Raw genomic sequence first — 24,125 nt, 5'->3', positions numbered from 1 at the left:
ATACGATGGACCCCATGCCTCGGATCCGACAGTCAGATGTCGAGGAGGTCAAGGCGCGGGTGAACATCGGCGACGTGATCGGCGAGTACGTCACGCTGAAGTCGGCCGGCATCGGCTCGCTGAAGGGCCTCTGCCCCTTCCACGACGAGCGCAGCCCCAGCTTCCACGTCCGCCCGCAGGCCGGCTTCTACCACTGCTTCGGCTGCCAGGAGTCGGGCGACGTCTACAGCTTCGTCATGAAGATGGACCACAGCTCGTTCAGCGAGACCGTCGAGCGCCTCGCCGGGCGGATCGGCTTCCCGCTGCAGTACGAGGACGGCGACGGCCGCGCGCCCGAGACCGGCGGGCGAGCGCGCCTCCTCGCCGCGAACGACGCCGCGGAGGAGTACTTCCGCGAGCAGCTCGCGACCCCGGGCGCCGACGTCGGTCGGCGCTTCCTCGGCGAGCGGGGCTTCGACCGCGCCGCCGCCGACCGCTTCGGCGTCGGCTTCGCACCCGACGGCTGGGACGGGCTCACCACCGCGCTCAAGCGCCGCGGCTTCTCGGAGGAGGAGCTGACCACGGCCGGCCTGGTCAGCAGCAACAACCGCGGCGGCGTCTACGACCGCTTCCGCGGCCGCCTCGTCTGGCCGATCCGCGACGTGACCGGCCAGACCGTCGGTTTCGGCGCCCGCCGCCTCCTCGAGGAGGACAAGGGCCCCAAGTACCTCAACACCCCCGAGACGCCCGTCTACCACAAGTCCCAGGTGCTCTACGGGCTCGACCTCGCCAAGCGGGACATCTCCCGCGGGCACCGGGTGGTCGTCGTCGAGGGCTACACGGACGTCATGGCCTGCCACCTCGCCGGCGTCACCACCGCAGTCGCCACCTGCGGCACCTCCTTCGGCGTCGACCACATCAAGGTGCTGCGCCGGGTGCTGGGCGACGACAGCGGCGTCGGCGAGGTCGTCTTCACCTTCGACCCCGACGCGGCGGGCCAGAAGGCGGCGATGCGCGCGTTCCAGGAGGAGCACCGCTTCGCCGCGCAGACCTTCGTCGCCGTCGCGCCCGAGGGCCTGGACCCCTGCGACCTCCGCCTGAACCGCGGAGACGACGCCGTCCGCCGCCTCATCGACGACAAGAAGCCGATGTTCGAGTTCGTGATCCGGCAGCTGCTGGACCGCTACGACCTCGAGACGGTCGAGGGCCGGATCGCGGCCCTGCGCGCGGCCGCCCCGGTCGTCGCCGAGATCCGCGACCCGGCGCTGCGGCCCGGCTACTCCCGCGAGCTCGCCCGGATGCTCGGCCTGGACATGGCCGAGGTCAACTCCGCCGTGCGCTCCGCCGGATCCCGGCCCCGCTCCTTCGGACCCGAGGGCCGCGACCAGCAGGGCGGGCGAAGCGGCGGCGAATCGTCCGCGGCCGAGGCGCCCCTCGGCGCGCGCATCGCCGACCTCCCCGTCGACGTCGTCACGCGCATCGAGCGCGAGGCGCTGATGGCGATGCTCCAGCTTCCGCAGGCGATGGGTCCGGAGCTCCTGGCCCGGGCGGCGCACGCGGCGGTCACCAACGAGACCCTCCGCGTGGTCCGCGACGCCGTGGTCGCGAACCTCGAGCGGGCGGAGGACCGCGACTGGGTCGAGCACGTCGCCGACGACGTCCCCGGTCCCTTCGCCTCGCTGGTGCGCCAGCTCGCGGTGGCGCCGATCCCGGCCGCCGACGAGGAGGGGCTCGCCCGCTACTCCCGCGACGTGGCGATCTCGCTCATCGAGCGCGATCTGCTCCGCGAGATCGCCGAGCTGCGCGGGGCGCTCCAGCGCGCGTCCGCCGATCCGGTGATGGCGCGCGCGGTGCAGGTGCGCCTGGTCGAGCTCGAGCGCGAGAAGCGGGCGCTGCGCACGGAGTGAGCGTGTTGCGGTCGTGTGAAGAAATCGGCCGCACGCCCGTGCCGGTTCGGAGAGCGCTTCCAACTGTGTTACCTATGAGGAACAGCAATGCGGGCGTCCAGTGTCGTGACGCCACAGCCCACAGGAGATCTGTGTGCCGAGAGTCCGCGCGCCCGGAGCGCGCCCGCATCCCATCCTTGACAGGAAGAGGCAGACGGAGATGAATTCCGCATCCACTCGCGGCACCCGTGCACTGGCCGCCGCCGCAGGCTTCGCCGCGGTCGCGCTCGTGCTGACGGGCTGCGCCGCCGGCGGGAACGACTCGTCCGGCGGAAGCGCCGGAGGGGCCCTGACCATCGGCACCACCGACAAGATCACGACGCTCGACCCCGCGGGCTCCTACGACAACGGCTCGTTCGCCGTGATGAACCAGGTGTTCCCGTTCCTGATGAACACCCCCTACGGCAGCCCGGACGTCGAGCCCGACATCGCCGAGTCGGCGGAGTTCACCGCTCCCACGGAGTACACCGTGAAGCTGAAGGAGGGACTGAAGTGGGCCAACGGCCACGACCTCACCTCCTCCGACGTGAAGTTCTCCTTCGACCGCCAGGTCGGCATCGCGGCCGAGAACGGCCCTTCCTCGCTCCTGGCGAACCTCGACAGCGTCGCGGCTCCGGACGACACGACCGTGGTCTTCACGCTGAAGTCCGAGAACGACCAGACCTTCCCGCAGATCCTCTCGAGCCCCGCCGGCCCGATCGTGGACGAGGAGGTCTTCTCGGCCGACGAGCTGACCGCGGACGCCGACATCGTCTCGGGCGACGCCTTCGCCGGCCAGTACACGATCGCGAACTACGACGTGAACAACCTCATCCAGTACAAGGCCTACCCGGACTACCAGGGCGTTCTCGGCGAGGCGAAGACGGACACCGTCAACGTCAAGTACTACGCGGACTCGTCCAACCTCAAGCTGGACATCCAGGAGGGGAACATCGACGTCGCGTTCCGCAGCCTCTCGGCGACGGACATCGACGACCTCCGCGGCAACGACACGGTCAAGGTCGTGGACGGCCCCGGCGGCGAGATCCGCTACATCGTCTTCAACTTCGACACCCAGCCCTTCGGTGCGACGACCGGCGAGGCCGACAGCGCCAAGGCCCTCGCCGTGCGCCAGGCCGTCGCCGACCTGATCGACCGCGACGAGATCGCCGACCAGGTCTACAAGGGCACCTACACCCCCCTCTACTCCTACGTCCCCGCCGGCCTGACCGGCGCGGTCGAGCCGCTCAAGTCGCTCTACGGCGACGGCAACGGCGCGCCCGACGCGGACAAGGCGAAGGCGACCCTCGAGGCCGCCGGCGTCACCGCTCCGGTCACCCTGAACCTGCAGTACTCGAACGACCACTACGGTCCGTCCTCGGGCGACGAGTACGCGCTGATCAAGGACCAGCTGGAGTCGACCGGCCTCTTCACCGTGAACCTGCAGACCACGGAGTGGGTGCAGTACTCGAAGGACCGCTCGAGCGACGTCTACCCGGCGTACCAGCTCGGCTGGTTCCCCGACTACTCCGACGCCGACAACTACCTCTCGCCGTTCTTCATCAAGGAGAACTTCCTCGCGAACCACTTCGACGACGCCGAGGTGCAGAGCCTGATCGCGCAGCAGGTCTCGACCACCGACGCCGACGCGCGCACCGCGCTGATCGAGCAGATCCAGGAGAAGGTCGCGGCGCAGCTCTCGACCGTCCCCTACCTGCAGGGCTCGCAGGTCGCGGTCGTCGGCAGCACCGTGAGCGGAGCCGAGGACACCCTCGACGCCTCGTTCAAGTTCCGCTACGCGGCACTCAGCAAGGGCTGATCCACCCCCCTCGCGGCCGGCGCCTCCCCGACAGGAGGCGCCGGCCGTTCTCCACGAAAGGCATCACGTGACGACAGCCACGACGGCTGCGGCGACGGCGCCCACCCGGCGACCGCGCGGCTCCGGGGGCGGACTCGGGCGCTACCTGCTCGTCCGCTTCCTGCTCATCATCCCCACCGTCTTCATCCTCGTGACGCTGGTGTTCCTCCTCATGCGCTCCACGGGCGACCCGATCACGGCGGCCCTCGGCGGCCGCCTGACCGCGGACCAGCTCGCCGAGCGCGTAGCCGCCGCCGGCTACGACCGGCCGCTGATCGTGCAGTACCTCGAGTACCTCGGCAAGCTGCTGACCGGCGACTTCGGCACCACCCTGAGCGACAACCGCCCCGTCACCGAGGTGCTCCTCACCTACGGCGCTGCGACGGTCGAGCTCGCCTTCTACGCCCTGATCGTGGCGTTCCTGGTCGGCATCCCGCTCGGGATGCTCGCCGCCTACCACCGCGACCGCACGCCCGACGCGGTGCTGCGCATCTTCGCGATCCTCTGCTACGCGACCCCGGTGTTCTTCGCGGGCCTGCTGCTGAAGCTGGTGTTCTCCGTCTGGCTGAAGTGGTTCCCCGTCGCCGGGCGCGCCTCGACGAGCACCGAGCTCTCGCTCCAGTTCCTCGAGAACAAGACCGGCATCTATCTGATCGACGCGATCCAGACCGGCGACCCGGCCGCGATCTCGGACGTGCTCTCGCACGCGGTGCTCCCCGCCGTCGCGCTGGGCCTGCTCACCGCGGGCATCTTCCTGCGCCTGGTGCGCACCAACGTGATCGGCACGCTCGGCACCGACTACGTGGACGCGGCGCGCTCGCGCGGCGTCAGCGAGTTCCGGCTCGTCCGCACCCACGCCTACCGGCCGGCGCTCATCCCGATCATCACCGTGATCGGCCTGCAGATCGCCCTGCTGCTCGGCGGCGCCGTCCTCACCGAGACCACCTTCGAGTGGAAGGGCCTCGGCTTCCAGCTCGCCGAGTACCTCCAGGCCCGCGACTTCGTGGCCGTGCAGGGCATCGTCGCCCTGCTCGCCGTCATCGTGGCGCTGACCAACTTCATCGTCGACGTCATCGCGGCGCTCATCGACCCGCGAGTGAGGTACTGAGCATGAGCACCACCTCCCCGGCGCGTCCGCGCCGCCGCCTCGTCGACCGCCTGCCGGTCGTCCACCAGCTCCGGCAGAGCGTCGGCCTCCAGCGGGGGATGCTCGTCACCGGCCTGATCATCACCGGCGCGTTCCTGCTGGTGGCCCTGTTCGCGCCCCTCATCGCGCCCTACGGCTACTCGCAGCTGCGCTCGGGCGGCGAGTCGTTCGGCGCGCAGGAGCCGCCGAGCGCGGAGCACCTGCTCGGCACCACCGTCGGCGGCTACGACGTCCTCTCGCGAGTGATCTGGGGAGCGCAGACCGCGTTCCTCGTGATCGTCGTCGCCGTGGTCCTGTCCATCTTCCTCGGCGTCTTCCTCGGCCTCGTCTCCGGCTACCTCGGCGGCTGGCTCGACCGCGTGCTCGTCGTGATCTGCGACGCGATCTACGCGTTCCCGACCCTGCTGCTGGCGATCGTGATGTCGATCGTCATCTCCGGCGGGCAGTCGAACCTCTGGGCCGGCATCTTCGCCGCGGCGGTCTCGATCACCGTGGTCTACATCCCGCAGTACTTCCGCGTGATCCGGGCCGAGACCGTGCGGATCAAGGGCGACGCCTTCGTCGAGTCGGCGAAGGTCATCGGAGCGTCGACGCCGCGGATCATGTTCCGCCACGTCCTGCGGAACGCGACGCGCACGCTGCCGCTGATCTTCACGCTGAACTCCTCCGAGGCGATCCTGACCCTCGCCGGCCTGGGCTTCCTCGGCTTCGGCATCGAGCCGACGTCGGCCGCGGAGTGGGGCTACGACCTCAACAAGGCGCTGTCGGACGTCACGAGCGGCATCTGGTGGACCTCGGTCTTCCCGGGCCTGGCGATCGTGCTCGTGGTGCTGGGCATCACCCTCGTGGGCGAGAGCCTGAACGATCTCGCCGACCCGCGCCTGCGCGGTCGGCGCGCGGTGGCCGCCGGTGCCGGCGACGTCGCCGCGACGTCCGTCGTGCCGGGCGGCGTCCTCGCCGCCGACGGCCTGGAGACGCCGGGGCACGACCCCGTCGCCGGAGTGGAGGAGACGCGATGAGCGACCAGCGCATCGTCCGGGACGCCTCAGCGCGTCCAATCGTGGACATCACCGACCTGGAGGTCGCCTTCGCGAGCGACCGCGGCGCCGTCCGCGCCGTCGCCGGCGTGAGCCTGCGCGTCGAGCGCGGCGAGGTCCTGGCGATCGTCGGAGAGTCCGGCAGCGGCAAGACCGTGACCGCGAAGACCATCCTCGGCCTCCTGCCCGAGACGGCCACCGCCTCCGGAGTGGTCCTGCTCTCGAAGAAGGACGGCAGCGCGGCGACCGATGTCGTCTCCGTGCCGAAGGCCCGCCTCCGGGAGCTGCGCGGCACCGACGTCGCCATGGTCTTCCAGGAGCCGGGAACCGCCCTCAACCCGGTCTTCACGGTGGGCTGGCAGATCGCGGAGGGACTGCGCGCTCACGGCTCCGTCTCGAAGAAGGAGGCGCGCAAGCGCGCGATCGACGTCCTGCGCACCGTCGGCATCCCGGAGCCGGAGAAGCGGGTCGACTACTATCCGCACCAGTTCTCGGGCGGCCAGAAGCAGCGCGTCGTCATCGCGATGGCCCTGGTTCTGGATCCCGGCCTGATCGTCGCGGACGAGCCGACCACCGCGCTCGACGTGACCGTGCAGGCCGAGATCCTCGACCTGCTCCGCCGGTGCCGCGACGAGTTCGGCACCTCGATCGTGCTGATCACCCACAACATGGGCGTCGTCGCCGATCTGGCCGACCGCGTCGCCGTGATGTACCAGGGCGAACTGGTCGAGGAGGCGACGGTCTCCGAGCTGTTCTCGGCGCCGAAGGCCGAGTACACGAGGAAGCTCCTCGCCGCCGTCCCGCACGTGGGTCAGGGCGTCGAGCGCGCCCGCGTCCGCGCCGTCGAGCGCGCCGAGGCCCCCGAGGCCGAGACGCTCGTCGCCGCCGAGGGCCTGCGGATCCAGTACCCCGGCCGGCTCGGCCGTCCCGGCTTCGTCGCGGTCGACGGCGTCTCGCTGCGCATCCGCGCGGGCGAGGTGCTCGGCCTCGTCGGCGAGAGCGGCTCGGGCAAGACCACCATCGGGCGCGCCATCGCGGGCCTGACGCCGGTGACCGGCGGGTCGCTGAAGGTCCTCGGCAAGGAGATGCGCGGCATCCGCGAGCGAGCCTTCCGGCCGGTCCGCGGCGACATCGGCTTCGTGTTCCAGGACCCGGCGTCGAGCTTCAACCCGCTGCTCACCATCGCGGAGTGCGTCGCCGAGCCGCTGATCGTGCACGGACGGGCCGGCGACGCCGCCGGGGCGCGCTCGCGCGTCGACGAGCTCCTGGAGGCGGTGCAGCTGCCCCGCTCCTACGGTGACCGCTACCCGCACGAGCTCTCCGGCGGCCAGCGCCAGCGCGCCAGCCTCGCCCGGGCCCTCGCCCTCGAGCCGAAGCTGCTGATCGCCGACGAGCCCACCTCGGCGCTCGACGTGTCGGTGCAGGCCCGCGTGCTCGAGCTGTTCGCCGAGCTGCAGCGCGAGTTCGGCTTCGCCTCCCTGTTCATCAGCCACGACCTCGCCGTGGTCGACCTGCTCGCCGACCGCATCGCGGTGCTCTACCGCGGCGAGCTGGTCGAGGAGGGGACGGGGGCCGAGGTGCTCGCTGCGCCGAAGCACCCCTACACGCAGCGCCTGCTCGCCTCCCTGCCCGTGCCCGACCCGGTCGAGCAGGCCTCGAGGCGCGAGCTCCTGCGCAGCATCGTCGAGGCGGAGCGCCGGGCGTGAGCCGGACCGCCGAGGATCAGGCCCCCATCGTCGTCGACGACCTCAGCGTCGAGTACCCGCCGCGCGGCATCAGCCGACGGTGGACGGCACTGCGGGGAGTGAGCCTCCGCGTGGAGCCGGGGGAGGTGCTCGGGATCCTCGGCGGCAGCGGCTCGGGCAAGTCCACGCTCGCGCGCGTGCTCGGCGGCGACGGCCTGGGGCACGACGGCGGCCGCACGCGTCCGGTGATCATCGGAGGGGACGCGACGGTCGCGGGGCACCGCCTCCGCTCGCTCCCCGCCCGCGAGCTCAAGCGCTTCACCGTCGACGTCGCGCATCTCGCGCAGGACGCCGGTGCGGCCCTCCGCCCCGAGCTGACCGTCTCGGAGCTGATCGCCGAGCCGATCTTCCTCCGCGACCGCCACTACGACCCGAAGGCCGCGGCGGTGCGGGTGGCGACGCTGCTCGACTCCGTGCACCTGCCGCTGTTCCTGCTCGACCGCTACCCCTACGAGCTCTCCAGCGGCCAGCGCCAGCGCGTGGCTGTGGCCCGCTCGCTCGTGCTCGGGCCGAAGGTGCTGATCGCCGACGAGCCGACCTCGGGCATCGACGCGACGGTGCGCGAGTCGATCGTGGACCTCCTCGCCGACCTGCGGCGCCGGGAGGGCTTCGCCGCCGTCGTGGTCAGCCACGACATCGACGTGCTGAGCCGGGCGACCGACCGGATCGCCGTGCTCGTCGGCGGCGAGGTCGTCGCGTACGGGCCGCTGCTGGAGGTTCTGATCGAGGCCCGGCACCCCTACGTGCGCGAGCTCGGAGCGGCCTTCGCCGAGTACGAGCGCTTCGACGCCTCCCGAGCGCAGCGCGTCGAGGCGGCCGACCAGTGACCGTCCCGCGCGTCGCGGTGCTCCCGCGGCCGAAGCCGGTGTTCGCCGAGGCGGTGGAGTCGGGCGGTGGAGTGGTCGTCGGACTCGACGAGAGTCCGGACGCGCTGCTCTGGCTGTCCTACGGCCGCACGGACGAGCTGGCCGCTGTGCTGGAGGAGCACCCGTCGATCCGCTGGGTGCAGCTGCCCTGGGCCGGCGTCGACGTCTTCGCGCCCGTGCTCGCCGCGTCCCGCGCGGACGTCGTCTGGACCAGCGCCAAGGGCGCCTACGCGGAGCCGGTGGCCGAGCACGCGCTCGCGCTGGTGCTCGCCCTCCTGCGCTCGCTGCCGGAGCGGGCGCGCGCCGTGTCGTGGGGGCCGAAGAAGGCGGTCACGCTGCACCGCGCCTCCGTGGTGATCGTCGGAGCAGGAGGGATCGCTCGCGAGCTCCTGCGGCTGCTCGCCGTCTTCGACTGCCGGGTGACGATCGTCCGCCGCGGAGACGAGCCGGTGGAGGGCGCCGCCCGCACCCTGCCGGCGTCGCGGCTCGCCGAGGCCGCGGCGGACGCCGACGTGCTGGTCCTGGCCGCCGCCGCCACCGCGGGCACGGAGCGGATGGTCGACGCGGGTCTGCTCGCGCGGCTCCCCGCCCACGCCGTGCTCGTCAACGTCGCCCGGGGGAGCCTCGTCGACACGGACGCGCTCGTCGCGGCCCTCGCCGAAGGCCGTCTCGCGGGCGCCGCGCTCGACGTGACGGACCCCGAGCCGCTGCCGGACGGGCATCCGCTCTGGAGCGAGCCCCGGTGCCTGATCACGCCCCACAGCGCGGACACCCCCGAGATCACCGCGCCGCTCCTGGCCGAGCGCGTGCGCGCCAACGTGGCCGCCTGTGCCGCCGGCGGGCCGTTCGTCGGCCGCGTCGACCCGGGCTCCGGCTACTGAGTGCGCGCCCGATTTTGCGTTCGCGGAGAGTTTGCTAAAGTAGTACCGCGCTGATCGCCTCCGGGTGGTCGGATGATCCTCGATAGCTCAATTGGCAGAGCAATCGGCTGTTAACCGGTAGGTTCTTGGTTCGAGTCCAAGTCGGGGAGCGAAGGGTCCGGGACTCCACTCTCGGGCCCTTTTTTCGTGCCCGCGAGCGGTCGCCCTCGAGGGCCCACCCGCTCGGACCGACGATCGGAGGGGCGATGCGCGAGGACGTGCTCGCTCTCCTGCGCCGCCGCCCCGACGTCGAGGCGGCGGATCTCGTCGCCGTCGACGCCAGTGACCGTCTGCTGCTCGACCTCGCCGCCGATCGCGGCCGCCTCGCCGTGATCGGGGACGCCTACGGGGCACTGAGCCTCGGCCTCGCCGCCGACGGCCGTGCCGTACGCGTCGTGCAGGACTCGATCACCGCCGAGCGCGCTCTCGCGCAGAACCTCGAGACGGTGCGGGGATCGGGCGTCGATCTCGCGCCGATCGAGATCGTCGACTCCGTCGCGGAGGCCGTCCGCGACGCCGACGCGGTGCTCCTGCGCCTGCCGCGCTCGCTCGACGCGCTGGCCGCCGTCGCGGCCGGGACCGCACTCGCGAACCCGGCGGCGACCCTGATCGGCGCCGGCCGCATCAAGCACATGACCCGCACGATGAACGACGTGCTCGCCGTGCGCTACGAGCGGATCGACGTCTCCCTCGCCCGGCAGAAGTCGCGCGCCCTGCTCGCGAGCGGCGCGCTCCCCGACCAGCCGCCCGCGCCAGGGCCCGAGCGGCGCCGTCTGGACGAGCTCGACCTCGAGGTCGTCGCACTGCCGGGAGCCTTCGCAGGTGCACGACTGGACCTCGGCACCCGCGCCCTCCTCGCCGCCCTCGATCTCGACTCCCTCCCCGCGGGCACCGCACTCGACCTCGGCTGCGGAACCGGCGTGCTCGCCGCCGTGGTGGCTAGGGCCCGCCCCGACCTCGCCGTGATCGCGACGGACACCTCGCGTGCCGCGGTCGAGTCCGCCCGGGCGACCGCGGCGGCCAATGGGCTGGCCGTCCGCGTCCTCCGCGACGACAACGCCTCGACTCTGGAGGCGTCCTCCGTCGACGTCGTGCTCTGCAATCCGCCGTTCCACTCCGACGGAGCCGTCACCGACCTCGTCGCCCGGCGCATGCTGCGCGCGGCCGGCCGCGTGCTGCGCCCCGGAGGCGTGCTGTGGACGGTCTTCAACTCCCACCTCGCGCATCCGGCCGAGCTGCGCCGCGCGGTCGGGCCGACCTCGGTGGTAGCGCGCGACCGCCGCTTCACCGTCACCCGCTCCGTGCGCTCCGACGGCTGAGTCCGGCTCCGCAACCCCCTCCGCGGCCTCAGGTCCGCTGTCCGCGGCGCGGGTACGATCTCTCTCCGGCGCTCCTGTGCCGAACCCGTCCCGTCCCCCCGGAGGCCGTCGTGCTCGAAGTCGTCCTCGTCCTCGCCCTGATCGCCCTGGTCGCGGTCGTCGTGCTGTGGCGCCGCGCCGTCGGCGCCGAGCGCCGTGCCGCCGAGAGCCGTGCGGAGGAGGCGGCGCGCGTCGTCCGCCTCGAGCTGGCGGTCGGCGAGCAGGAGGCGAGGCTCCGCATCGTCGGCGAGCTCGAGCAGCTCGCGGTCCGCAGCGCCGCGCACGTCGTCGAGGAGGCCGAGAGCGTCAGGCTCACGATCGACCGCGACCCCGCCGCAGCCGCGCGGTCGGCGCAGCGTGCCGTGCGGGCGGCCGAGGCCTCGCTGGCGCAGCTGCGCCGCATCGCGACCGTCGCCTCCGTCGATCCGGGGGAGCTGCCGCGCACCGGCGGCTCCGTCCCCCTGATCGAGGGCGCCCGCGAGCGAGGCCTGAGCGTCCGCGAGGATTCGTTCGGCGAGCCGTTCCCGCTGCAGGACGGCGCCGAGGTGGCCGTGCTCCGGGTGCTCGAGTACGCCTTCGACTCGGCGCTGGAGACCGGCGGCGCGGGGACCGAGGTCCGCATCAGCTCCCGATGGACGACCACCGGCCTCCGGGTGGAGGTCGACGACGACCGCGAGCAGCACGGCGCTGCGGAGCAGGACGCCAGCGCTCTTGAGGCGGATCTGCGCTCGCTCACCGAGCGCATCGACAGCCCCGCGCTCGCCGAGCTGCGCGAGCGGGCCGCCCTCTTCGGCGGTGACGTGACCGAGAAGCGGACGCCCGGCGTCGGCCGGAGCGTCACCGCCTCGTTCCCCGCGATCCGCCACCACAACGGCGTGCACGGGGTCGACCTGGCCTGAGTCAGTCCTCGAGGTGCTCCACGCCGGGCAGCCACGAGACGCCGGGGCCGCCCCAGCCGCGCTTGCGGGTGATCTTCGCGACCGGCTTGTGGTAGTCGTGCTCGAGACGGTCGATGTAGAGCACGCCGTCGAGGTGGTCGAACTCGTGCTGGAACACGCGGGCGAACCAGCCGTCCGCGACGATCTCGAACGGCTCCTGCTCGAGGTCGACCGCGCGGAGGATCGCGCGCTCGGAGCGGCGGAGCGGGAAGCGCTCGCCGGGGAAGGAGAGGCACCCCTCCGACTCCGTGTCCTCGTCCGCCTCGCCGAGCGGGGTCGGCGTGACGAACAGCTCGGGGTTGATCGCGACGCCGCGGCGGGGGGTGCCGTCGTCGTCGGCGTAGTCGTAGACGAACAGTCGCAGCGGGACGCCGACCTGCGGGCCGGCGAGACCGACTCCGGGGGCTATGTCCATCGTCTCGAACATGTCGGCGACGAGGGTGCGCAGCGCATCGTCGAACTCGGTGACGGGAGCGGCGGGGGAGTGGAGGACGGGGTCGCCGGCGATGCGGATGGGGAGGACGGCCATGGGGGACAGGGTACAGCGGGGCCGTCGACCGGGTCCGCGAGGATCATCCGCTGGGCTCAGCCCCTCACCCGTGCGTCGGAGGACTCCCGGAGGCGTTCTGGGTAGGGTCGACCCCATGCCCGCCGATCTCGCCGAACTCCTCAACGACCCGGCGAAGTTCATCGGCATCCCGATCGCTCTCGTGGGCGCGGTGTTCCTCTCCCTCGGCGCGCAGTTCCAGCACCGGGGAGTGGCGAAGGTGGAGCGGTTCTCGAAGCGCTCCGGCTCCTCCGGGCTCAGCGGCGGCCAGCTGGTCGCGCTGCTCTCGCGCCCCTCGTGGGTGATCGGCACCCTGCTCCTCGGCCTCGCGATCGTCTTCCAGCTGACGAGCCTCGGCTTCTCCCCGCTCATCGTGGTGCAGCCGCTCGGAGCGGTGGCGCTCGTGATCACCGCGGTCGTCAACGCGCGGGTCAGCCGGGTGCGCCTGAACGCGGCATCGATCCGGGCGATCGTGCTCTGCGTCGGAGGCGTCGGCACGTTCGTCCTCGTGGCGGCGTTCAACGCGGTCGACAAGTCCATCCAGACGCCCGAGCTCATCACGATCCTCGTGATCCTCGCCGTGGTGCTCACGGTCTTCGTCATCGCCTTCCGCGTCTTCCGCCGCGGAGCGAAGGCGATCTTCTACATCGTGGGCGCCGGAGTGGTCTACGGCTTCGTCGCGACTCTCGCGAAGGTCGTGCTCAACCGCATCAAGTACGGCGAGTTCGACCCGCTGACGGTGGTCTGCATCGTGGCGCTCCTGGCCGCGACCGCGCTCGGCGGGTACTTCGTGCAGAACGCCTACTCCTCCGGCCCGCCGGACCTCGTCGTCGCGGGCCTCACCGTCATCGACCCGTTGGTCGCCGTCGCGATCGGCATCGTCGTGCTCGGGGAGGCGCAGTACGCGGCCCCGTGGGCGATCCCGCTCTTCATCGCGGCCGGTGCCGTCGCCATCTACGGCGTCTTCCTCCTCGCCAAGCACCACCCGCAGGCGCGCTGACGGCGCGGGATCCCGAGTGGTGAGGAGTCCTCTGCCTACAATGGGTCCGCGCCGAGAGCCACGAAACCGACCGACCTCCGCCGATCGCTCCCTTCTCTCCCCGAGCGGCACGACACCGATAGGAACTCCCGTGTCAGATCCCCGCGACGCGTCCCGACCGGGATCGCCCGACTCCCGACCGCTGACGGTCGTGATCGGCTGCGACACCTTCGCGCCCGACGTGAACGGAGCCGCGAAGTTCGCCGAGCGCCTCGCCGCCGGTCTCGCGCAGCGCGGCCACGAGGTCCACGTCGTCGCCCCCTCGGCCGACGGCTGGAGCGGCACCCGGGTCGAGACGCACGAGGGCCAGCGGATCATCGTGCACCGGCTCTACAGCTGGCGCTGGTACCCGCACGACTGGCTGCGCTTCGCGATGCCGTGGCGCATCCGGCAGAACAGCGCGCGCATCCTCGACGAGGTGAAGCCCGACGTCGTGCACTTCCAGTCGCACATCATCGTCGGCCGCGGCCTCGGGATCGAGGCGGCCAAGCGCGGCATCCGCATCGTCGGCACGAACCACTTCATGCCCGAGAACATGCTCGAGTTCACCCTCCTGCCGAAGGCCGTGCAGGCCAAGGCCGTGGCGATGGCGTGGCGGGCCGCGCGCCGCACCTTCGGCCGGGCGGAGGCGGTCACCACGCCGACCCGCAAGGCCGCGCAGTTCCTCGAGAAGTACACGGGCCTCCGGGGCGTCCACGCCATCTCCTGCGGCATCGACGCCGACAACTACACGCCCGACTTCTCGGCCCGCGCCGGCGACTCGATCCTCTTCGTCGGCCGCGTGACCGGCGAGAAGCACATCGACGTCCTGCTCCGCGCCGTCGCCCTGCTCGACCCGGCGCTCGACGCGAAGCTCGAGATCGTCGGCGGCGGCGACCAGATGCGCAACCTCCAGCAGCTCGCCGCGACCCTCGGCATCGCCGACCGCGTCCGCTTCACCGGCTACGTCTCGGACGCCGAGCTCAAGGAGGCGTACACCCGCGCCACCGTGTTCGCCATGCCGTCCATCGCCGAGCTGCAGAGCATCGCGACGATGGAGGCGATGGCCTCGGCCCTCCCCGTCGTCGCCGCCGACGCGATGGCCCTCCCGCACCTCGTCCACGACGGCGAGAACGGCTACCTCTTCGCTCCGGGCAGCGCCGAGGCCCTCGCCGAGCGCCTCACCGCCGTGCTCACGGCCGACCAGGAGGACCTCGAGGCGATGAAGCGCGCCTCCCTCCAAATCGTCGCCGCGCACGACATCAACCGCACGATCAGCACCTTCGAGAGCCTGTATCGTGGGGAGCCGGTGGCCGATCCGGCCTCCGACGCAGCGTCCGCACCCGCCGCCACCTGACGGCCGCTCGGACGGCCGCCGCGGGGCGTTAGCTCAGCCGGTCAGAGCAGCGGACTCATAATCCGTCGGTCACGGGTTCAAGTCCCGTACGCCCTACTCCGCTCCACCCGCGGTGGTTCCTTCTCTCCAGCGCCGGGTCGGGCATCCACCTGATGTCGGTCTCGTCGGGGCGGGCGGTCCGGCCCCGTCAGGCCGACGGGCCGTGCCTCAGGACGGTGCCGACGCGGTCCTCGCCGGCACGCCGACCGCGGACGAGTCGGAGGCGACGTTGCGGACGACGACGGCGCCGGCTCCGACCCGCACACGGTCGCCGACGGTCACGTCCCCGACGATCGTCGCGCGGGCGCCGATGTAGACGTCGTCGCCGATGGCGGGCGTCCGACCCTTCGACTCGCCGATGGTGACGCCGTGGTAGATGAACGCGTTCCTTCCGATCACCGTGCGCGGGTGCAGGATCACGCCGCGGCCCCAGTGGGGGAGCCGCAGGCCGGGCCCGACCTGAGCGGCCGGCGGCAGCTCGGCTCCGACGATCATGCGGGTCCAGACGAGATCGACCAGGCGGTAGACGAGGTGGAGGGGGAGCCGGGTCCTCCGAGAGCTCGAGTACTGCCCGAGTCGGAGGACGAGGACGGTGAGCCGGTCGGAGGCGTGGCCCTTGGCGGCCAGGTCCGCGCGGACGACGGCTCGGAGTTCGGCGAGATCCATGCTCCCAGTCTGAGTGGGAGCCTCGCGGGTGAGGGCGGGCCGTCGGAGATCGTCCGGGGCGTGGCGAGCATCCGCGAGCGGACGACACGGTGGCTCGATGCGCTAGCACGTCCTGACGCGCCGCGCCCGTACTGGCCGCTCTCCGCTCGACGTGATTGCCTGAACCCGTGCCTGATCTTCCGATGTTCCCGCTCGGCTCCGTGCTCCTGCCGCACATGCCGCTCCCGCTCCGGCTGTTCGAGCCGCGGTACCTGCGGATGCTCGGCGACGTCCTCGAGGACGAGACCCTCGCGTTCGGCGTCGTGCTCATCGAGCGCGGCCAGGAGGTGGGCGGCGGCGACCAGCGGTTCGCGGTCGGCGCCCGCGCGCGCATCCTGAACATCGACGGGGCGGAGTCGTTCGTCACGCTCGACTCCGTGGGCGAGGAGCGCTTCGAGGTCGTCCGCTGGTACGAGGACGACCCGTACCCGCGCGCCGAGGTCCGCCTGCTGCCCGATCTGGAGTGGGACGAGAAGCACGCCCCCGCGCTGGCTGCGGCGGAGTCGGCGGTCCGCACGGCACTGGCGGTCGCGAGCGAGTTCGTCGAGCAGCGCTACGGCGCGGTCGTCGAGCTCGCCGAGGATCCGGCCGCGCACGCCTGGCAGCTCGCCGGCGTCGCACCGGTCACCGAGCTCGACCGCCTCGCGTTCCTCCGCAGCTCCACCATGGAGGAGCTGCTGGAGTCGGTCCGGGAGCGCTCCGCCGAGGCGACCGAGTCGTTCCGCGCCGGCTGGGCCTGAGCCCCGTCCCGGCGTCCCACGACGAGCCCGTCAGTCCTCGAGGCTGACGCCGCGCTCCTCCGCCAGCTTGACCAGGTCGTCGACGACCACGAGCGCCATCCGCACCGAGCGGTCGCGGCGGTACTCCTCGTCGTCCGGGTCGATCCGCGAGGTGCGGTCGAGGGTCTCCTCGATCGACTGCGCGAGCTCGCGCCACGCGTCCTGACGGGCGTCGTCGACGAGCGTCGCGAGGTACTCCTCGTCCTGCGCCCGCCTGTGGAGGGAGTCGGCGACCAGGAGCGAGAGCCGCTCGCGGTGGTCGAGGTTGTCGACGTCGGCCGAGCGGTAGTCGTGCACGTGGTCGGAGCGGCCGCCCACCGAGGTCACGTCGGCGGCGATGCCGCGCAGGCGCTCGGCGGCCGCCTCGGACTCGCGCGCCAGCTTCTCGAGCTCCTCCGCGGCGACGACGGAGTAGCGGCCCGAGTCGAAGGGGACGTCAGCACCGAGGCCGTCCATCAGCACACGGTTCTTCACGGCCATCCGGCTCGCGTACTGCGCGAGCATCAGGCCCTCCTCGGCGGCCTCCTCGACGGAGGCGGGCTCGCGCGACGGGTTCTCATCGGGGTCGTACGGCTCCATCTTGAACCTGCGTCGACGCCGGAACCACACGTGCGTCACCTACATCCCGGAGCAGGCGCCCCGCCCGCCGGAGCACCTCTTCGAGAGTACCCGGCGGGCGGGCGCCGTGGTCGGCGGCTCAGGCCTCGCGCCAGTCGTCCTGCCGGAGGTGGGAGCCGGCCTGCGGCCCCATCTGCAGCATCCCGCCGTCCACGACGTACGAGGATCCGGTGATGTAGGAGGCAGCGGGAGAGGCCAGGAAGGCGACCACCGCCGCGATCTCGCGGGCGTCGCCGGGGCGGCCGAGGGGGATGCCGGGGCGGTCGATCGTGACGGGGTCCACATCCTCGGCGTCGTTCATCGGCGTCGCGATCTCCCCGGGGGCGACGGCGTTGACGGTGATGCCGAGGGAGCCGAGCTCGAGTGCGGCCACCTTCAGCAGGCCGCCCAGCCCGTGCTTGGCAGCGGTGTAGGCGACGGAGCCGACCCGCGGCTGGTGCTCGTGGACACTGGTGACCGCGATGATCCTGCCGCCCGTGAACTGGGACGCCATGCGCCGCGCGGCGCGCTGAAGGCAGACGAACGCTCCGTCGAGGTTCAGGGCGACGGTCGAGCGCCAGCTGTCGAGGCTCTGCTCGAGGAAGGGCTCGCCCCCGCCTCCGCCCGCATTGCTGACGGCGACGTCGAGCCCGCCCAGTCGATCCGCGAGATCGTCGATCACGTCGCCCGCGCCCTCCAGATCCGTCGTGTCGAGGCGCGCGATCTCGGCGCGCCGGCCGAGGGAGCGCACCTCCTCCGCCGTGCCCTGCGCGCCCTCCTCGTCGCTGTGCCAGGTGATGCCGACGTCCATGCCCGCCTCGGCCAGTGCCACCGCGGTCGCCCGGCCGATGCCGGAGTCAGAGGCGGTCACCAGTGCACGGGTGGGCCGGAAGTCTCGAGGTCCCTGGGTCATGTCGTCTCCTGTCTCGATCGGGCCGCCGATCCGGCGGACACGGGTCGATCCCATCAGGGGATCCGACGCGCTCGGGAGCCGGTTGACAGGTCCGGGCTCGCGCGAGACGCGTGGCGGTGTCCCCGCTGAGCGCCCCGATCGCGTTGACTGGGCGGATGGATCACCGGCGCATCTCGGTCGTCGTCCCCGTGAAGGACGACGCCCGCCACCTCGAGCAGCTGCTCGAGCTCCTCCGCGAGCAGACGCTCGCTCCGTTCGAGATCGTCGTCGTCGACGACGGGAGCACCGACGACAGCGCCGCCGTCGCGCGAGCGGCGGGCGCGCGGGTGGTGCGGCACGACGGAGCCGGGATCCCGGCGAGCACGGCGCACGGCTTCGACGAGGCGCACGGCGACGTCCTCGCACGGCTCGACGCCGACTCCCGCCCGGGACCCGACTGGCTGGCGCGCCTGGCCAGCCACTTCGCCGACCCCGAGGTCGGAGCGGTGACCGGTCCCGGACGCTTCGACGAGCTCGGCCCGATCGCCCGGGTGATCGCGCGGGTCGCCTACATGGACGCCTACTTCGTGCTGATGGGGTCGGCGCTGGCCAACTGGCCGCTCTTCGGCTCCAACTGCGCCGTCCGCCGGTCGGCGTGGGAGGAGATCGCGGAGGAGATGCACCGGCACGACGCCTACGTGCACGACGACGTCGAGATCAGCGTGCACCTGGGACTCCGGCACCGGATCGTGCTCGACCGCCACCTCGAGGTCGGCATCTCGGCCCGCCCCTTCGGCGCCTTCGCGGACATGCTCCGCCGGTTCGACCGCGCTCTCCACACGCTGGCGCGGCACCCCGGGATGGGGTCGTCCCTGCAGCGCTGGACGCACCGGGTGCGCCGCACCCACCGCGACCGACTGCGAGCGACGGCCGCGGCGCGCCGCTCCGGCTGACGACGAGAACCGGCGGCGCCGCCTGACGGCTAGGGCTGGGCCGCGTCCGGCCGGGCCGCGTCGGGCTCGGCCTCCGCCGCCCGATCCTCTCCGGGCGCGGTGCGCCCCTCCTTCGGCATCGCCCAGACCGCGGCGAGCATGCCCACGGCGAGGACCGTGAGCGCGATGCAGACGAAGCGGGTGCCCTCGGCGAGGTCCGCCGGTGCGGGGACGCCGCCGCCCGCCTTCGCGTTCACGATCGCGCCGAACACGGCCACGGCGACGGCGCTGCCGATGTTGCGGGCGAAGAAGTTGGTCGAGGAGACCACTCCGCGCTCGTTCCAGTCGACGCTCGACTGCGCCCGGATCAGCGTCGGAGTCGCCACGAGCCCCATGCCGGCGCCGATCAGCACGCAGAAGCCGGCGATCTCCCACAGCGTCGAGGAGGCGCCGAGCAGGACGGTCAGCGCCGTGCCGATCACGACGAGCCCCGCTCCGAGGAAGCCCGTGTTGCGGAAGCCGATGCGCAGGTAGAGCCGGCCCGACAGGCTCGCCGCGACCGGCCAGCCGAGCGTCATCGCCGCGACGGCGAAGCCCGCGCCGAGGGCGGAGCTGCCGAGCACGCCCTGCGCGAAGGTCGGGAAGTACGAGGTGACGCCGAGCGTGATCGCGCCGACGGTCACCGAGACCAGGCTGGTCGAGATCAGCACGCGCCGCGTGAGGACCCAGAGGGGGAGCACCGGGGCGGCCGCGCGCCGCTCGATCGCGACGAAGCCGGCGAACGCGAGGGCCGAGACGACGAACACGCCGACTCCGGCGGGGGAGAGCCACGGCCAGGCGCTGCCGCCCTCGAGCAGCCCGAGGATGAGCAGCGCGGTGCCCACGGCGAGCACGGAGGCGCCCGCCACGTCGATCCGCTGCTTCTCGCCCCGCGTGGTCTCGCGGAAGCTGCGGATCAGGAGGAACGCCGCCAGGAGGCACAGGGGGATGTTGACGAGGAAGATGCCGCGCCAGGCGCCCAGGTCCGAGAGCACGCCGCCGAGGGTCGGCCCGACGACCGAGGAGATGCCCCAGACGCTCGCGAGGTAGCCCTGGGTCTTCGCACGCTCGGCGACCGTGTAGATGTCGCCGGCGATGGTGATGCCCATCGGCTGGATCGCTCCGGCCCCCAGGCCCTGCAGGGCTCGGAACGCGATCAGCGCGGGCATGCTCCAGGCGAGGCCGCACAGGAGCGAGCCGACCAGGAACAGGGCGATGCCGATCAGCATGATGGGCTTGCGCCCGATCACGTCGGCGAGCTTGCCGTAGAGGGGGACCGAGACGGCCTGGGCCAGCAGGTAGATCGAGAACAGCCAGGGGAACTGCTCGAAGCCCCCCAGGTCGGCGACGATGGACGGCACGGCCGTCGAGAGGATCGTGGCGTCGAGGGCGACCAGAGCGGTCGAGATCATCAGGGACAGCAGGATCGGGCCGCGCTCCGAGCGCAGTCCGACACTCGCGCGGGTGGGGGCGTCGGTCACTCTGCCCAGGCTATTCCACAGCCGGGGGATGGAAGCGGGGAGGAGAGGATCCGCTCCGGGGCTCGATAGACTGGTGGCATGGAACTCGTTCTCTGGCTCGTCGTGTCCGCCATCGCCGGTGTCGGCCTCGTCTCCGGAGTCGCGGCTCTCATCGCCATGACGCGGGCGCCCTGGTCGGCCGACAAGTAGCCGCCCGACCGGCCTCGCGCCGGCACTACTCGTAGATCCGCACCACGCTCCACTGCGGCTCCGTCGACGCGACCACGTCGAGCACGAACGCTCCGCCGGTCGCGACGTCTGTCGCCTGGAAGCGCCAGCCGCCGATGCTCACCGGGGTGCGCCCGAACGTCGGCGGGAACCCCTCGAGGGGCGCCCACCACTCGCTCGTGCAGGTCCACACCGTCGGCCGGTCGGTCACCCGGTAGCTCCCGCCCCGCCACTCGAGCGCGATCGGCACTCCCTCGCCGTCGGTCGAGACCAGCGCCGTCTCGTCGATCACCGCCATCGTCGTGCTCCCGTTCACTCGCCGGACCCGGTTGGCCGTTCGAACATGTGTTCGATAGTCTGCGAGTGTACGCCGCGGCGCTCGTGCTCGCCACGGCCGCGGATCGACCGGTGGGAGGCGCGATGATCGAGTGGAGTCCGCTCCAGATGCTGCGCAGCAGCGGGCAGGACGAGTGGGTGATGGTCGACGCCCTGCGCACCGGCCGGATCGGCCTGGTGCGCCGCATCGAGACCGGCCCGTACCGCGAGACCTGGTTCCGCGCGGTGACCTGGGCGGCGGAGCCGGAGAGGCGGACGCTCGTGGGCTACTCCCGCTCGATGGACACCATCGCGGCCGCCCTGTGGGCCCATCAGCCGCCGACGGCGCAGGAGAAGCCCTTCCCCGGCTACCCGCCCTCGCGGCCGTCGCCGTGACTCCTTCAGCGAGAGGGGGCCCGGCCGTCCCCGCGACGGCGGCCTCCGTGTCCGCCACGGGGGAGAATGGCCCGATGCTCCTCGCACTCGTCGGCGGCCCCACGGGGGCGTGGCGGGCGGTCGACCCCGTCGGCGGCGCCGAGGCCGGGAGCGGCAGGGGCCCGGCCGAGCTGGCGGCGTTCGTCCGGGAGCGGGAGCCGGAGCGCCCGCGCTGGGTCTGGGACGACACCGCGCGCTGGTACCCCGCACTGCTGTCGGCCGGCGTGGTCGTCGCCCGGTGCCACGACCTCCGGCTGGCCCGCGCGATCCTCCGCCGCTCGGTCTCCGCCGCCGCATCGGCTCTCGCGCGCTCGCCCCTCGACCCGTGGGACGCGGGAGCCGCGGCCCCCGCCGCGCAGGACACGCTGATCGGGTTCGAGGAGGCGGCGGGCGGCTCCGACGAGCTCGACCCCGTCCTCGAGCTGGCCCGGCAGGAGGAGGCGCTCTCCGGCGTCGCCGAGGCCGGCCGGCTCCGCCTGCTGCTCGCCGCCGAGTCCGTCGGCGCCCTGATCGCTCGCGAGATCGCCCACGCGGGGCTGCCGTGGCGCGCCGATGTGCACGACCGGGTGCTCACCGGGATGCTCGGCCCCCGCCCGCTCTTCGGCGGCCGCCCGGCCCTGCTGGAGGCGCTGGCCGTCCGTCTGCGCGACGAGCTCGGCGCGCCCGAGCTCAATCCCGACTCGCCGGCCGAGCTCCTCAAGGCGCTGCGGCGCGCGGGGCTGCCGGTCGAGTCGACGCGCTCCTGGGAGCTGCAGTCCCTCGAGCACCCCGCGGTGCCGCCCCTCCTGGAGTACAAGAAGCTCTCCCGGCTGCTCACCGCCAACGGCTGGGCGTGGCTCGACGCGTGGGTGCGCGACGGCCGGTTCCGGCCGGAGTACGTGGTGGGCGGCGTCGTCACCGGCCGCTGGGCGACCTCGGGCGGAGGGGCGCTGCAGCTGCCGCGGCAGATCCGCGCCGCGGTCACCGCGGATCCGGGCTGGAGCCTCGTGGTCGCGGATGCCGCGCAGCTCGAGCCGCGCATCCTCGCCGCGCTGTCGGGCGACTCGGCCATGGCCGCCGCCGGGCGGGGCCGCGACCTCTACCAGGGCATCGTCGACGCCGGCGTGGTCCCCGACCGGCCGAGGGCGAAGGTCGCGATGCTGGGGGCGATGTACGGGGCGACGAGCGGCGAGGCCGGGCGGCTGCTCCCGAGGCTCGCCCGTGCCTACCCGCGCTCGGTCGCGCACGTCGAGGCGGCGGCTCGGGCGGGCGAGCGCGGCGAGAGCGTCTCGACGTGGCTCGGGCGCAGCTCGCCTCCGGCCCCCGAGGGGCTCTCGGCCGATGCGGCCCGGGCACGCGAGTGGGGACGCTTCACCCGCAACTTCGTGGTGCAGGGGACCGCGGCCGAGTGGGCGCTCTGCTGGATGGGCGAGCTGCGGGCGCGACTGCGCGCCGAGGGCGGCGCGGTCGGCCGGGCGCACCTCGTCTACTTCCTGCACGACGAGGTGATCGTGCACGCTCCCGCCGACGTCGGCGAGCGGGTCGCCGCGATCGTCCGCGAGGCGGCGGTGCGCGCCGGACGCTCGCTCTTCGGAGAGGGCGAGGTCGACTTCCCGGTCACCGTCGCCGTCGTCGACTCCTACGACCAGGCGAAGTGAGACGCGGGATCAGTACCAGTGCGGCGAGCGGTTGTTCCAGCTCGACCACGCGTTGCAGGGCGAGCCGTAGGCGCTCTTGATGTACGAGAGCCCCCAGTCGACCTGCGTCGCCGCGTTCGTCTGGTAGTCGGCTCCCGAGTTGGCCATCTTGCTCGCCGGGAGGGCCTGCGGGATGCCGTAGGCGCCGGAGGAGCGGTTCAGCGCGTTCCACCGCCACCCCGACTCGCCGTTCCACAGCGGGATGAGGCACCGGTCGACCTGGTCGGCGCCCCAGCCGAAGCGGCCGACAGCGGTGCGGGCGTAGGCCTGGGCCTGCGCGGGGGAGAGGCCGTCCGTGCGTCCGGCGTAGGTGCCGAGGGCGGCGATGGTCTTGGCGGAGCTGTTGCGCGCGCCGGTCGGGTCGTCGTCGCCGAGTTCGACCGGGCCGCCTCCGCCGCCGCCTCCGCCTCCACTGTTGGAGGGCGCTGCCGGAGCCGCGGCCGCGGCGGGAGCCGACGCGGCGCGCTGGCGGGCGGCCTCGGCCTCGGCGGCGAGGCGGGAGAGGCGCTGCTGCTCCTCGAACGCCGACTTCGCGTCCTGGCCGTCGGCGTACTCCCGCTCGATCTCGGCGGTGGTGTTCTTGAGCGAGGCGAGCTGGGTGTAGAGCTCCTGGCTGTACTTCTCCTGGTCGGCGACCTTGGCGTCGGCCTCGGCCTGAGCGGAGCGGGCGACCGAGAGCGCGTCGGCCGCGGCGGTGGCGAGGGAGACGCGCTCGCCCCGGGCCTGCTCGGCCTGAGCGGCGAGGGAGACGGCCTGGTTCTCGGTCGACTGCGCCGCGGTCTGGAGCCGGCTGGTCTGCTGGGTGAGCTGCGTCATGGTGCCGAGGCGGTAGAGCAGCTCGCTCGACTCGTCGCCGCCGATGAGGAGGTTGAGCGTCGCATCGGTTCCGCCGTTGCGGTAGAGCTGCGCGGCGAGACGGCCGGCCTGCTCCTTCGCGGCGTCGGCGTCCGACCGGGCGGCGGAGGCGCGCTCCTCCAGGGCGCTCACGCGCTGAGTCGCCTCGTCGAGAGCGCTCTGCGCGGCGTCCGCCTCGGCGGCCCGGCTGATGGCGGCGTCGGTGAGGGCGGCGGCCTGGTCGCGCAGGTCGGCGAGGAAGGCGGTGATGCGGTCGACCTCGGCGGCGGTGGCGCTCTCGCTCGACTTCGCGGCCTCCACATCGGACCACGAGGGGTAGTCGGACGGGTCGTAGGCGGCGGACGCGGAGAGCGGAGCGGCGAGGGCGGCGCACAGGACGAGGACCGTGCCCGCTCCGGCGGCGACGAGGCGCCGGCGCGCCCGGGTGGGGACGCGGAGACCGAGGGGGGTGCGGGACATGCGAACCACCCTAGGCGAC

The 24,125-nt window shown here is 72.8% G+C and carries 22 protein-coding genes and 2 tRNA genes; 17 read left to right on the top strand and 7 right to left on the bottom strand.

All coding sequences use genetic code 11. The features are described 5' to 3' along the window. Nucleotides 1–14 precede the first annotated feature (14 nt). From dnaG to C5C63_RS08305, 10 genes are all read left to right on the top strand, one after another. Nucleotides 15–1,886, top strand: a complete 1,872-nt coding sequence (gene dnaG / locus C5C63_RS08350) for a DNA primase (RefSeq protein ID WP_104295887.1) — start codon at nt 15–17, stop codon at nt 1,884–1,886. Nucleotides 1,887–2,085: 199 nt separating this feature from the next. Next, entirely contained in the window at nt 2,086–3,723 is a 1,638-nt protein-coding gene (locus tag C5C63_RS08345) for an ABC transporter substrate-binding protein (RefSeq protein WP_104223443.1), read from the top strand. A gap of 67 nt (nt 3,724–3,790) precedes the next feature. Further along, entirely contained in the window at nt 3,791–4,870 is a 1,080-nt protein-coding gene (locus C5C63_RS08340; protein ID WP_104223444.1) for an ABC transporter permease, read from the top strand. Nucleotides 4,871–4,872: 2 nt separating this feature from the next. Next, nucleotides 4,873–5,928: an ABC transporter permease gene (locus C5C63_RS08335; protein ID WP_104226685.1), complete on the top strand. Its 1,056-nt coding sequence runs from the start codon at nt 4,873–4,875 to the stop codon at nt 5,926–5,928. Continuing rightward, nucleotides 5,925–7,652, top strand: coding sequence for an ABC transporter ATP-binding protein (locus tag C5C63_RS08330; protein WP_104226684.1), 1,728 nt, complete (start codon nt 5,925–5,927; stop codon nt 7,650–7,652). Before C5C63_RS08335 ends, C5C63_RS08330 begins: the two co-directional genes overlap by 4 nt. After that, nucleotides 7,649–8,518, top strand: coding sequence for an ATP-binding cassette domain-containing protein (locus C5C63_RS08325; RefSeq protein ID WP_258060485.1), 870 nt, complete (start codon nt 7,649–7,651; stop codon nt 8,516–8,518). Before C5C63_RS08330 ends, C5C63_RS08325 begins: the two co-directional genes overlap by 4 nt. Continuing rightward, a complete protein-coding gene (locus tag C5C63_RS08320) occupies nt 8,515–9,438 on the top strand; it encodes an NAD(P)-dependent oxidoreductase (RefSeq protein ID WP_258063520.1) in 924 nt (307 codons plus the stop codon). The genes C5C63_RS08325 and C5C63_RS08320 overlap by 4 nt, the downstream gene beginning before the upstream one ends. Before the next feature lie 76 nt (nt 9,439–9,514). Next, nucleotides 9,515–9,587, top strand: a tRNA-Asn gene (locus C5C63_RS08315). Nucleotides 9,588–9,683: 96 nt separating this feature from the next. Then, the gene (locus C5C63_RS08310; RefSeq protein ID WP_104292599.1) at nt 9,684–10,796 is read left to right on the top strand and encodes a class I SAM-dependent methyltransferase; all 1,113 of its coding nucleotides are present in this window, start codon (nt 9,684–9,686) and stop codon (nt 10,794–10,796) included. Nucleotides 10,797–10,906: 110 nt separating this feature from the next. Then, complete coding sequence (locus tag C5C63_RS08305) at nt 10,907–11,734, top strand: hypothetical protein (RefSeq protein WP_104325846.1); 828 nt, start codon at nt 10,907–10,909, stop codon at nt 11,732–11,734. A 1-nt stretch (nt 11,735) separates the two neighbouring features. Here C5C63_RS08305 and def read toward each other — a convergent pair whose 3' ends face one another. Continuing rightward, nucleotides 11,736–12,302, bottom strand: coding sequence for a peptide deformylase (gene def / locus C5C63_RS08300; protein WP_104234187.1), 567 nt, complete (start codon nt 12,300–12,302; stop codon nt 11,736–11,738). A 115-nt stretch (nt 12,303–12,417) separates the two neighbouring features. Here def and C5C63_RS08295 point away from each other — a divergent pair, with 115 nt between their 5' ends. From C5C63_RS08295 to C5C63_RS08285, 3 genes are all read left to right on the top strand, one after another. After that, on the top strand, nt 12,418–13,320 hold the full coding sequence (locus tag C5C63_RS08295) for a DMT family transporter (protein WP_104223451.1): 903 nt from the start codon (nt 12,418–12,420) through the stop codon (nt 13,318–13,320). Between the two features lie 130 nt (nt 13,321–13,450). Further along, the gene (locus tag C5C63_RS08290) at nt 13,451–14,695 is read left to right on the top strand and encodes a glycosyltransferase (RefSeq protein WP_258065416.1); all 1,245 of its coding nucleotides are present in this window, start codon (nt 13,451–13,453) and stop codon (nt 14,693–14,695) included. Nucleotides 14,696–14,717: 22 nt separating this feature from the next. Next, nucleotides 14,718–14,791, top strand: a tRNA-Ile gene (locus C5C63_RS08285). A gap of 111 nt (nt 14,792–14,902) precedes the next feature. Here the strand turns inward: C5C63_RS08285 and C5C63_RS08280 are convergent. Continuing rightward, nucleotides 14,903–15,400, bottom strand: a complete 498-nt coding sequence (locus tag C5C63_RS08280; RefSeq protein ID WP_104325844.1) for a DapH/DapD/GlmU-related protein — start codon at nt 15,398–15,400, stop codon at nt 14,903–14,905. Between the two features lie 167 nt (nt 15,401–15,567). Between C5C63_RS08280 and C5C63_RS08275 the strand changes: the two genes are divergently transcribed. Continuing rightward, entirely contained in the window at nt 15,568–16,179 is a 612-nt protein-coding gene (locus C5C63_RS08275; RefSeq protein WP_244229436.1) for an LON peptidase substrate-binding domain-containing protein, read from the top strand. A 30-nt stretch (nt 16,180–16,209) separates the two neighbouring features. Here the strand turns inward: C5C63_RS08275 and C5C63_RS08270 are convergent, their stop codons facing one another. Both C5C63_RS08270 and C5C63_RS08265 read right to left on the bottom strand, forming a co-directional pair. Beyond that, nucleotides 16,210–16,797 carry a hypothetical protein gene (locus tag C5C63_RS08270; RefSeq protein ID WP_104223455.1) on the bottom strand — a complete coding sequence of 196 codons (588 nt, stop codon included), beginning with the start codon at nt 16,795–16,797 and terminating at the stop codon, nt 16,210–16,212. A 118-nt stretch (nt 16,798–16,915) separates the two neighbouring features. Beyond that, nucleotides 16,916–17,728 (bottom strand): SDR family oxidoreductase, encoded by an 813-nt coding sequence (locus tag C5C63_RS08265; protein WP_104325859.1) that lies wholly within the window; start codon nt 17,726–17,728, stop codon nt 16,916–16,918. Nucleotides 17,729–17,883: 155 nt separating this feature from the next. Between C5C63_RS08265 and C5C63_RS08260 the strand changes: the two genes are divergently transcribed. Beyond that, entirely contained in the window at nt 17,884–18,660 is a 777-nt protein-coding gene (locus C5C63_RS08260; RefSeq protein WP_104234192.1) for a glycosyltransferase family 2 protein, read from the top strand. A gap of 29 nt (nt 18,661–18,689) precedes the next feature. Here the strand turns inward: C5C63_RS08260 and C5C63_RS08255 are convergent, their stop codons facing one another. After that, a complete protein-coding gene (locus tag C5C63_RS08255) occupies nt 18,690–20,090 on the bottom strand; it encodes an MDR family MFS transporter (protein WP_104250985.1) in 1,401 nt (466 codons plus the stop codon). Nucleotides 20,091–20,373: 283 nt separating this feature from the next. Next, on the bottom strand, nt 20,374–20,682 hold the full coding sequence (locus C5C63_RS08250) for a hypothetical protein (protein ID WP_146080951.1): 309 nt from the start codon (nt 20,680–20,682) through the stop codon (nt 20,374–20,376). A gap of 104 nt (nt 20,683–20,786) precedes the next feature. Here C5C63_RS08250 and C5C63_RS08245 point away from each other — a divergent pair, with 104 nt between their 5' ends. Next, the gene (locus tag C5C63_RS08245) at nt 20,787–21,077 is read left to right on the top strand and encodes a hypothetical protein (protein WP_146076962.1); all 291 of its coding nucleotides are present in this window, start codon (nt 20,787–20,789) and stop codon (nt 21,075–21,077) included. A 74-nt stretch (nt 21,078–21,151) separates the two neighbouring features. Next, nucleotides 21,152–22,753: a bifunctional 3'-5' exonuclease/DNA polymerase gene (locus C5C63_RS08240; RefSeq protein ID WP_104325843.1), complete on the top strand. Its 1,602-nt coding sequence runs from the start codon at nt 21,152–21,154 to the stop codon at nt 22,751–22,753. A gap of 9 nt (nt 22,754–22,762) precedes the next feature. On the opposite strand, the gene C5C63_RS08235 is transcribed toward C5C63_RS08240, so the two are convergent. Continuing rightward, entirely contained in the window at nt 22,763–24,106 is a 1,344-nt protein-coding gene (locus C5C63_RS08235) for a hypothetical protein (protein ID WP_258065415.1), read from the bottom strand. Nucleotides 24,107–24,125 lie beyond the last annotated feature (19 nt).

It is taken from the genome of Rathayibacter sp. AY1B8, assembly GCF_002932775.1.
Classification (GTDB): domain Bacteria; phylum Actinomycetota; class Actinomycetes; order Actinomycetales; family Microbacteriaceae; genus Rathayibacter.
Note: the sequence above shows the minus strand (reverse complement) of the source record. Positions and strands in the feature narration are given on the sequence as shown.